Consider the following 10,231-nt stretch of genomic DNA (forward strand, 5'->3'; position numbering starts at 1 on the left):
GGGTTTGTTGTGTTTTCTTGACTGGTGGGGGGGTTGTGGGGGTGGCATGGGTGCCCGCGGCGTGGGGGTGTGCGGGGTCCCGTGGGGCTACGCGGCGGGCCCGGCGGGTGGGTGCGGGCCGGGCCGTCGGGGGGTGTGTGGGTGGTGCGGTGGTGGTCGCGGGGTTCCTCATGTGCAACCGATGCTCGGTAACAGTGTTTCCGTACATCGGTCACCCCATCGTGTGACCGGGAGGGTCAGCGCTTGGGGCCCGGCTTCCACACCACCAACGCGGTCTCGTGCCGCACCGGCACCAGGTCGCGGCGGTACGAGGCGTGCACCGACGCCGCCGCCTGCTCGGCCGCCGCCATGGCGGAGGCCAGTTCCTCGGTCAGCTGCTGCACCCGGGCGCGCAGGGCGCCCACCTCGTTCTCCAGCTCGATGATCCGCTTGATCCCCGCGAGGTTGACGCCTTCTTCCTGCGACAACCGCTGCACCTCGCGCAGCAGCACGATGTCGCGCATCGAGTACCGGCGCCCGCCCCCGGACGTGCGTCCCGGCGACACCAGCCCCATCCGGTCGTACGACCGCAGGGTCTGCGCGTGCAGACCCGACAGTTGGGCCGCCACGGAGATCACGAAGAACGGGGTGTCCTCGTCGGTGCCGGGCGGGAACGGGAAGCTCACACCTACCTCTTCTCCACCAGGGCGTTGAGTTCGGCGCGCGGGTCGTGGTGGGCGGTTGCCGCCGCGTACTTCTCCAACGCCTCGCGTGCCGCGGCGTCCATGTTGTTCGGCACGGCCACCTGGAGCGTGATCAGCAGGTCGCCGACCTGGCCGTCGCGCTTGGCGATGCCCTTGCCCTTGGCCCGCAGCACCCGGCCGCTGGCCGTGCCCGCGGGGACCCTCAAGGTCACCTTGCCGTCCAGGGTGGGCACGGTCAACGTGGTGCCCAGGGCCAGTTCGGGGAAGGTGACCGGTGCGGTGAGGGTCAGGTCGTTGCCGGAGCGGCCGAAGACGGGGTGCGGGTTGACGTGCACCCGCACGTACAGGTCGCCGGTCGGTCCGTTGTTGCGGCCGGGTTCGCCTTGTCCGGCGAGCCTGATGCGCTGGCCGTCGTCGACTCCGGCGGGGATGCGGATGGTGAGGGTGCGCGTCTTGGTGCTGACGCCGTCGCCGCCGCACTCCGGGCACGGGTCGTCGATGATGCGGCCGGTGCCGCGGCAGTCGGTGCACGGTTCGGAGAACGCGAACGCGCCCTGGCTGCGGGTGACGAGCCCGGCTCCGCCGCAGGTGGGGCAGGTGCGGGGGGTCGTGCCGGGTCGTGCGCCGGAGCCGGAGCACGTGCCGCAGGCCGAGGGGCTGGACAGCCGCAGGGGCACGGTCGCGCCGCGGACGGCTTCGGTGAAGTCGATCCGCACGTCGGTTTCGACGTCGTCGCCGCGGCGGGGCCGGGTGGCGGAGGCGGAGGTGCCTCCCCGGCGGTTGAACAGCCCGCCGAGGAGGTCGCCGAGGCCGCCCATGCCGCCGGGCTGCTGGGTGCGGCCGAACAGGTCGCCGACGTCGAAGCCGCCGGTGCCGGTGCCGAAGCCGCCGGGGAAGCCGCCGCCTCCGGCGAAGAGGCGGCGGGCTTCGTCGTACTGCTTGCGCTTGGCGGGGTCGGACAGGACGCCGTAGGCCTCGGAGACGGCCTTGAACCGGGCTTCGGCCTTGGCGTCGCCGGGGTTGGCGTCGGGGTGCAGTTCCCGGGCCAGCTTCCGGTACGCCTTCTTGATCTCGTCGGCGGAGGCGTCGGAGGAGACGCCCAGCTCGCGGTAGAAGTCCTTCTCGATCCAGTCCCTAGCACTCACCGGACATCACCCCCCTTTCGTCAGTTGTCCTCGGCCTGCTCCGCGGCGGCCGGCTCCGGCTCGTGGTCGGTGACGCCGACCAGCGCGGGTCGCAGGACCCGTTCGCCGTAGCGGTAGCCGCGGCGCAGCACGGCGGTGACCGTGGGTCCGCTGACCTCCGGGGAGGTGCTGTGCTGCACGGCTTCGTGGACGGACGGGTCGAACTCCTCGCCCTCGTGCCCGAACGGTTCGAGGCCGAGCCCGCGGAGGGTGTTGACCAGCTTGTCGGCCACGGCCTTGAACGCGCCGGTGAGGTCGCCGTGGGCTTCGGCCCGCTCGACGTCGTCGAGGACGCCGAGGAGTTCGCCCGCCACCTGGGCCTTGGCCGTGGTGATCACCAGTTCCCGGTCGCGCTCGACGCGCTTGCGGTAGTTGGCGTACTCGGCGGTGAGCCGCTGGAGGTCGGCGGTCCGCTCGTCGAGCTGGGCCTTCAGCGCGACGCTCGGGTCGTCGGGGACGGCGGTGGCCTCGTCGGGCCGGTCGGGGGCGGCGTGCTTGCCGCCCTCCGGGGCCTGCTCGGCGGGGGCCGGGGCCTGGTCCTGCGACGGGGCCTGGTCCTGCGCCTGCTCCGGTGCGGCGGGGGCCTCGGCCCGCGTGTCGCCGTTGTCGGGGGAGGTGGCGCGCACCTCTCCCGTCTCGGGGTCGATGCGCCTGCGGTCGGTGACGACCACCTGGGGCTGCTCTTCGGGCTGGGTCACTTCTTGTCGTCCTCGTCCACAATCTCGGCGTCGACCACGTCGTCGGCCTTGGGCGCGTCACCCGCGGTGGCCGCGCCGGGCGCGCCCGCGTCGGCGGTCGGCGCGGCGTTGGCGTACAGGGACTGGCCGATGGCCTGCGACTCGGTGGCGAGCTTCTCCACCGCGGCGCGGACCTTGGCGATGTCGGTGCCCTTGAGGGCCTCGTTGGTCTCCTCGATGGCGGCCTTGACCTTGTCCTTGACGTCGGCCGGGATCTTCTCGTCGTTCTCCTTGACGACCTTCTCGGTCTGGTAGACGAGGGTCTCGGCCTGGTTGCGGACCTCGGCTTCGTCGCGGCGGCGCTTGTCCTCCTCGGCGTGCGCCTCGGCGTCCTTGATCATGCGGTCGATGTCGTCCTTCGGCAGGGCGGAGCCACCGGTGATGGTCATCCGCTGCTCCTTGCCGGTGCCCATGTCCTTGGCGGACACGTGCACGATGCCGTTGGCGTCGATGTCGAAGGTGACCTCGATCTGGGGGACGCCGCGCGGGGCCGGCGGGAGGCCGGTCAGCTCGAACATGCCGAGCTTCTTGTTGTCCGCGGCGAAGTCGCGCTCGCCCTGGAAGACCTGGATCTGCACGGACGGCTGGTTGTCGTCGGCGGTGGTGAAGATCTCGGAGCGCTTGGTGGGGATGGTGGTGTTGCGCTCGATGAGCTTGGTCATCACGCCGCCCTTGGTCTCGATGCCCAGGGACAGCGGGGTGACGTCGAGCAGCAGGACGTCCTTGACCTCGCCCTTCAGCACGCCGGCCTGGAGGGCGGCGCCGACCGCGACGACCTCGTCAGGGTTCACGCCCTTGTTGGGCTCGCGGCCGCCGGTGAGCTCCTTGACCAGCTCGGCCACGGCGGGCATGCGGGTGGAGCCGCCGACGAGCACGACGTGGTCGATGTCGCCGACGCTGATGCCGGCGTCCTTGATCACGTTGTTGAACGGGGCGCGGGTGCGCTCCAGCAGGTCGTTGGTGATGCGCTGGAACTCGGCCCGGGACAGGGTCTCGTCGAGGAACAGCGGGTTCTTGTCCGCGTCGACGGTGATGTAGGGCAGGTTGATGGTGGCCTGGGACGAGCTGGACAGCTCGATCTTGGCCTTCTCGGCGGCCTCGCGGATGCGCTGGAGCGCCATCTTGTCCTTGGTGAGGTCGATGCCGTTGCTCTGCTTGAAGCGCTCGACCAGCCAGTCGACGATGCGCTGGTCCCAGTCGTCGCCGCCGAGGTGGTTGTCGCCGGAGGTGGCGCGGACCTCGACCACGCCGTCGCCGAGCTCCAGCAGCGAGACGTCGAACGTGCCGCCACCGAGGTCGAAGACCAGGATGGTCTGCTCCTTCTCGCCCTTGTCGAGGCCGTAGGCCAGGGCGGCGGAGGTGGGCTCGTTGACGATGCGCAGCACGTTGAGGCCCGCGATCTGGCCGGCCTCCTTGGTGGCCTGGCGCTGCGCGTCCTCGAAGTAGGCGGGGACGGTGATCACGGCGTCGGTGATCTCTTCGCCCAGGTACGCCTCAGCGTCGCGCTTGAGCTTCATCAGCACGCGCGCGCTGATCTCCTGCGGGGTGTACTTCTTGCCGTCGATCTCGGTGGACCAGTTGGTGCCGATGTGCCGCTTGACGGACCGGATGGTCCGGTCGACGTTCGTGACCGCCTGGTTCTTGGCGGGCTGCCCGGTGAGCACCTCGCCGTTCTTGGCGAAGGCCACGATCGACGGGGTCGTGCGCGAACCCTCGGAGTTGGCGATCACCGTCGGCTCGCCACCCTCGAGGACCGCGACGACGGAGTTGGTCGTCCCAAGGTCGATGCCGACCGCTCGCGCCATTGGATTCCTCCTGGTAGTGCGTTTGTGAGAGCCCCGCGTTGAGCGGTACTGGCTCAAGTTTGCCGGCTACCCCGGACTTGAGTCCAACTGACTCAACCTTTCTGCTCCGTCCAACGGTCGGGGCGGCCTCGGTGTTCCCGGCGGGGCGTGATCCGGGACACCCGAGGGCGTGAGGTCACCCGACCACGCGACCACCGCGGTGGCGGCGTCCTCGCGCGAGCGCCCCGGTCGCACGCTGGGGGAACGGGTCGAGCCGGTGGAGGAGTCCGGGCTCGGCCGAGCACGTCGACGCCCGGCACGGCGGGCGGCGCCGCGGCCGCTGTCCGACCGCGTCGCGACGTTCTCCCCGGCGCTCGGCGAGGACGTGCGGCCCGAGGCGCCCGACCTACCCCGCGCGCGGCTCGCCGGCCCCGGTCAGGCGGCGCACCACGTGCCGCTGACCGGGGCCGACGAGTTCGACGATGGGGTGGGGGCCGCTGCCGGTGGCGGCCTACGCGCAGGACGCGCGGGCGGCGCCGGGGCGCGCGGGCGTCACGCGGCGAGGACGTTCACGTCGCCGCTGCTGGCGCGCAGGAACAGCTCGACGGGCGCGGCCGGGTCGTTCGGGACGCCCACCCGCTGGTCGCCACTGCCGGTCTCCACGTCCACCCGGTAGGGGGCGCGCGGGACCCGCACGGTGACGTTGCCGCTGCCCGACACGGCGTGGACGGACTTCGCCGCGGTCACGTGCACGTCCACGTCACCGGAGTGGTCCTCGACGGTCACCGCGCCGTGCATGTCCGACAGGGTCGCGTTGCCCGAGCCGAGTTGGCCGGTGAAGTCGCCGCCCACGTTGGCGGCGGTGACGTCGCCCGAGTGGTTGTCGATGCGGATCGGGCCGGAGACGTCCCTCATGTCCGCGTTGCCCGAGCCGACCTGGACCTCGACCGCGGCCACGCCCTCGAAGCGGACGTCGCCGGAGCTGTTCTCGCCGACCACCCGGACGTCCGCCGAGGGCACGACGACCTCGTAGTCCACCGTGCAGCGGTTGCCGCAGCCGTCGAGGACCAGGGTCGTGCCCTCCACGCGGTGGAAGAGGCCCGAGGGCTTCTCGGCGCTCTTCGGGTACTGGAGGCGGCGGCGGACGTCGGTCGAGGTGGCGCCCTCGCTGCTCCGGACCAGGACGTTGCCGGAACCGTTCTGGAGCCGGACCTCGGTGATCGATTGGGTCACCGTGTGCTGGTCCTCGAAGCCGTGCTGCACCAACCGCACGCAGGACGTGAGCGCCACCGCCGCGATCACCACCGCGACGGCCGCCGAGCCGATTCGTCGCTTGCCCACCACACTCGCCCCCTCAGGCGTTCACGTCATTGACCTCAAAACTAGGCGCCGGGCCGACCGCCTCCCATCAGGAAGACCCCCGACCCGACATGGGGGTTGTCCCTACCCCCCGCGCGTGTCCTCGACTCGGACATCGCGAGTCGTACGTCCAGGCAGCGCGAGTCGTACGTCCGGGACCGGTGAGTTCAGCGTTCAGGACAGCCGGGTGGCCGCGCGGGCGTGCCCGAAGCGGCGCGGACGGAGAACTCGGGGGTCCCGAACGTACGACTCGCCCGGCCCGAACGTACGACTCGCCCGGCCCGGACGTACGACACGGCAGGTCTGAACGTACGACACGACAGGTCTGAACGTACGACTCGCGCGGTCCGAACGCAGGACACGCGATGTCTGAGCGGAGGACACGCGGGGTCAGGCGAGGGTTTCTATGGTGGAGCGCAGGGCCGGGGCGCTGAGGGCCGGGTCGTCGAGGAAGCGCTGGGACGCGATCACGTGCGTGTCGGTCATGCGCTCCCAGACCAGGCCCTGCACCGGGACCTCGGTGATCACCAGGCGGAACGGGCGCACGTAGCGGCCCAGGCGTTGCTCGACGCCCCGCACCACCTCGCCGATCGGCAGGGCGTTGCGGGAGTGGTCGTTGCGGTGGTCGTAGTCGCTCGCCGCCCGGCGCAGGGCCAGGACCGCGGCCCGCAACGCCGGCCGGACCCGCAGCGACGGGCCCGACGGGTCGTCCGGCGTGCTCGACGGCAGCTCGGCGCGGGTGTGGTCGAGCACGTCGGCCCACCAGCCCAGCCACTCCTCGGCCGCCGCCGCCCGGTCGACGCCCGGGGGCACCACCACCGGCACCGGGGGGTCGAGGCCGGGCAGCTCCGGGACGGTGTCGACCGAGAGCGCGAGGGTGTCGCGGAGGAACAGGGCGGTGTTGACCGCCTGGCTCGTCCCGTGCGACACCTGCCACGACTCCCGACCGGCGAACCTCATGCCACCAGTGTCCCGCGCGAAGGTCATCGGCCGTGCATCAGAAGGGACACGACAGGTTCGAGATCATCCGCCATTGGGGGGAAATCCGCGATCAGGCCCTGGATCAGCAGCCCGTCGAGTCCCGCGAGCATCGCCCGCAGCGCCACCGGGTCCCGCGGTCCGACCACGTCCCCCAGCACCTCGAACCACCGCCGCGCCGCCGGCCTCAGCTCGGGCCGGCGCGCGGCGAGCAGGTACAGCTCGTACCCCGCCAGCGTCCGCGCCCGGTGCGCGCCCACCGCGTCCGCGACGAACCCCGCCACCGCCGCGGGCCGGGGCGCCACGTCGCGGAAGCCCACCGCCAGCTCGTCGGCCGACCAGGTGAGCGCGGCGATCAGCAGGTCGTCCAGCGTCGCGTAGTAGTAGGTGGCCGACGACGGCGGCACGCCCGCCTCGCGCGCCACCGACCGGTGGCTCACCCCGGCCACGCCGTCCCGCGCCACGACCCGCAGGGTCGCCTCCAGGATCGCCCGACGCCGCTGCTCGCCGCGCAGGCGACGCCCGTCCGGGCGGGAGGCGGAGGAGGAGCGGGAAGCGGACGAAGAACGGGAAGCGAAGGAGGGGGTGGGAGGGCGGGAGGTGAGGGAGGTGGGAGAGGGCTGGTCAGGCATTGCCGGCGCTGCTGCCCAGCTCGATGGCGACCACGCCGGCGATCACCAGCAGCAGGCCGACGACCATCGTCGCGTTCAGGGGCTCCTTGAACAGCACCACGCCCACGGCCGCCACCGCCGCGACGCCGAACGCGCACCAGATGGCGTAGGCCACGCCGATGGGCATGCCCAGCTGGAGCACCTTGCTCAGCGCGCCGAACGCGACCAGGTAGCCGATCACCACCACGATCGAGGGAATCGGCTTGCTGAACCCCTCGGACAGCTTCAGCGACACCGTGGCGGCCACCTCGGCGGCGATCGCGACGGCCAAGGCCAGGTAGACGACCACGAGCACGCACCCCCGGAAAGTTGAACACCTGTTCCACCAATCTACCCGGGGCTATGCGATCCACCACGCTCAGGTGGTTACTGATGAGTAATGGGGCGTAGGCTGCCGAGCCAAGAGAGACGGACGAGAAAGGCCGCCACCACAATGGGAGCCCTCCAGCTCACCCTCGGCGCCATCGGCGTCGCCGTCAGCGTGTACGCCTGGGGTCTGTTCGTCGCCGGTGTCCTGCGGATGATCCGCATCATCCGGCTCGGCCAGCCGGACCCGACGCGCACCGGGCCGTTCTGGCCGCGCCTCAAAACCCTGCTCGTCGAGTTCGTCGCGCACACCCGGATGATGAAGTTCCGGAAGGTCGGCCCCTGGCACTGGATGGTCATGTGGGGCTTCCTCATCGGCTCCGCGGTGCTGTTCGAGGCCTACGGCGAGGTCTTCAGCCCCGGCTTCCACTGGCCGGTCATCGGCACCTGGCCCGCGTGGTCGCTGCTGGTCGAGCTGCTCGGCATCGGCACGGTCGCCGGCGGCGTCGCGCTCGCGGTCATCCGCCAGCTCAACCACCCCCGCCGCGCCGACCGGCTGTCCCGCTTCGCCGGGTCCAGCTTCAAGTCCGCCTACTTCGTCGAGGCCGTGGTCATCGTCGAGGGCCTGGGCATCCTGGGCGTGAAGGCGTTCAAGCAGGCCTCCGGCCTGGAGGACCCGCCGCTGTGGTCGTCCTTCCTCACCGCGCCGCTGTCGACGCTCCTGCCCGCCAGCCCGAACTGGGTCTCGGTCATGGCGGCGATCAAGCTGCTGTCGGGCATGGTGTGGCTGATCGTGGTCGGCAAGAACCTCACCATGGGCATCGCCTGGCACCGGTTCAGCGCGTTCTTCAACATCTACTTCAAGCGCGAGGACGACGGCGGCGTCGCGCTCGGCGCGCTCAAGCCCATGATGAGCGGCGGCCAGGTCCTCGACCTGGAGGAGGCCGACCCCGACAAGGACACCTTCGGCGTCGGCAAGGTCGAGGACTTCACCTGGAAGGGTTGGCTGGACTTCAGCACCTGCACCGAGTGCGGCCGCTGCCAGTCCCAGTGCCCCGCGTGGAACACCGGCAAGCCGCTGTCGCCCAAGCTGGTGATCACCCAGCTGCGCGACCACGCGTTCGCCAAGGCCCCGTACCTGCTGGCCGGCGGCAGCCGCGACATGGCGGGCGACGAGGTCGGCCTGGTCGAGGACAAGTACGAGGACTACAAGAAGCGCCTGGAGTCCATCGACGTGCTGGCCATGGCCGAGTCCGAGCGGCCCCTGGTCGGCGGCCCGGACGAGCTGGGCGTCATCGACCCCGAGGTGCTGTGGTCCTGCACCACCTGCGGCGCGTGCGTCGAGCAGTGCCCGGTGGACATCGAGCACGTCGACCACATCGTCGACATGCGCCGCTACCAGGTGCTGATCGAGTCGAACTTCCCGTCCGAGCTGGGCGGCATGTTCAAGAACCTGGAGAACAAGGGCAACCCGTGGGGCCAGAACTCCCGGGACCGCCTGGCCTGGACCGAGGGCCTCGACTTCGAGGTGCCGGTGTTCGACGGCGACCTGGGCGACACCGAGTACCTGTTCTGGGTCGGCTGCGCGGGCGCGTTCGAGGACCGGGCGAAGAAGACCACGCGGGCCGTCGCCGAGCTGCTGCACACCGCGGGCGTCAAGTACTCGGTGCTCGGGCCGGAGGAGACCTGCACCGGCGACCCGGCGCGGCGCGCGGGCAACGAGTTCCTGTTCCAGATGCTGGCGCAGCAGAACGTCGAGGTGCTCAACACCGTGTTCGACGGGCGCGGGCCGGGGCAGCGCAAGATCGTCGTGACGTGCGCGCACTGCTTCAACACCCTCGCCAACGAGTACCCGCAGGTCGGCGGCCAGTACGAGGTCGTGCACCACACGCAGCTGCTCAACCGCCTGGTGCGCGAGCGGCGGCTGGTGCCGGTGGCCGAGGTCGCCGAGGACGTCACCTACCACGACCCGTGCTACCTGGGCCGGCACAACAAGGTCTACGAGGCGCCGCGCGAGCTGGTCGGCGCGTCGGGCGCGAAGCTGCGCGAGATGCCCCGCCACGCCGACCGGTCCATGTGCTGCGGCGCGGGCGGCGCCCGCATGTGGATGGAGGAGCGGATCGGCAAGCGCATCAACGTCGACCGCGTGGACGAGGCGCTGGGCACCGCGCCGTCGAAGATCGCCACCGGCTGCCCGTTCTGCCGCGTGATGCTCACCGACGGCGTCACGGCCCGGCAGAACGAGGGCGTGGCCGGCGGCCACGTCGAGGTCGTGGACGTGGCCCAGCTGCTGCTGACCGCGGTGCGCCGCGGCCAGGAGCGGGAGGCGCAGGACGTGCCGACGGACGCGACGCCCACCGGCACCCCGCTGCCCGACGAGGACAAGGCGCCCTCGTCGTCGAACTGAGCGCCCGGGGGGAACCCATACCCCCCCGGAGGGCGTGCCCCCCCCCCCCCTGACAACCCCGTTTTGGCAAAAAACTCCACCACCCAGTATACCGCCCAATTAACCCCACCGCGGGGGGTGAA

The 10,231-nt window shown here is 71.3% G+C and carries 9 protein-coding genes; 1 reads left to right on the top strand and 8 read right to left on the bottom strand.

The window, feature by feature from the left end:
- Positions 1-236: 236 nt before the first annotated feature.
- The 8 genes from ACFV4N_RS33095 to ACFV4N_RS33130 form a co-directional block, all read right to left on the bottom strand.
- The gene (locus ACFV4N_RS33095) at positions 237-665 is read right to left on the bottom strand and encodes a heat shock protein transcriptional repressor HspR (RefSeq protein ID WP_499676584.1); all 429 of its coding nucleotides are present in this window, start codon (positions 663-665) and stop codon (positions 237-239) included.
- A gap of 2 nt (positions 666-667) precedes the next feature.
- Positions 668-1,828: a molecular chaperone DnaJ gene (gene dnaJ / locus ACFV4N_RS33100; RefSeq protein WP_499676585.1), complete on the bottom strand. Its 1,161-nt coding sequence runs from the start codon at positions 1,826-1,828 to the stop codon at positions 668-670.
- A 20-nt stretch (positions 1,829-1,848) separates the two neighbouring features.
- A complete protein-coding gene (gene grpE / locus ACFV4N_RS33105) occupies positions 1,849-2,565 on the bottom strand; it encodes a nucleotide exchange factor GrpE (RefSeq protein WP_499676586.1) in 717 nt (238 codons plus the stop codon).
- Positions 2,562-4,409: a molecular chaperone DnaK gene (gene dnaK, locus ACFV4N_RS33110; protein WP_499676587.1), complete on the bottom strand. Its 1,848-nt coding sequence runs from the start codon at positions 4,407-4,409 to the stop codon at positions 2,562-2,564. Before dnaK ends, grpE begins: the two co-directional genes overlap by 4 nt.
- Before the next feature lie 531 nt (positions 4,410-4,940).
- The gene (locus ACFV4N_RS33115) at positions 4,941-5,729 is read right to left on the bottom strand and encodes a DUF4097 family beta strand repeat-containing protein (RefSeq protein WP_499676588.1); all 789 of its coding nucleotides are present in this window, start codon (positions 5,727-5,729) and stop codon (positions 4,941-4,943) included.
- Positions 5,730-6,137: 408 nt separating this feature from the next.
- Positions 6,138-6,707 (bottom strand): hypothetical protein, encoded by a 570-nt coding sequence (locus tag ACFV4N_RS33120; RefSeq protein WP_499676589.1) that lies wholly within the window; start codon positions 6,705-6,707, stop codon positions 6,138-6,140.
- A 23-nt stretch (positions 6,708-6,730) separates the two neighbouring features.
- Complete coding sequence (locus ACFV4N_RS33125; RefSeq protein WP_499676592.1) at positions 6,731-7,240, bottom strand: TetR/AcrR family transcriptional regulator; 510 nt, start codon at positions 7,238-7,240, stop codon at positions 6,731-6,733.
- 109 nt (positions 7,241-7,349) lie between these two features.
- Entirely contained in the window at positions 7,350-7,685 is a 336-nt protein-coding gene (locus ACFV4N_RS33130) for a DMT family transporter (RefSeq protein ID WP_499676590.1), read from the bottom strand.
- Between the two features lie 144 nt (positions 7,686-7,829).
- Here ACFV4N_RS33130 and ACFV4N_RS33135 point away from each other — a divergent pair, with 144 nt between their 5' ends.
- Positions 7,830-10,109 (top strand): (Fe-S)-binding protein, encoded by a 2,280-nt coding sequence (locus ACFV4N_RS33135; RefSeq protein WP_499676591.1) that lies wholly within the window; start codon positions 7,830-7,832, stop codon positions 10,107-10,109.
- Positions 10,110-10,231 lie beyond the last annotated feature (122 nt).

Source organism: Actinosynnema sp. NPDC059797 (assembly GCF_042732085.1).
Taxonomy (GTDB): domain Bacteria; phylum Actinomycetota; class Actinomycetes; order Mycobacteriales; family Pseudonocardiaceae; genus Actinosynnema.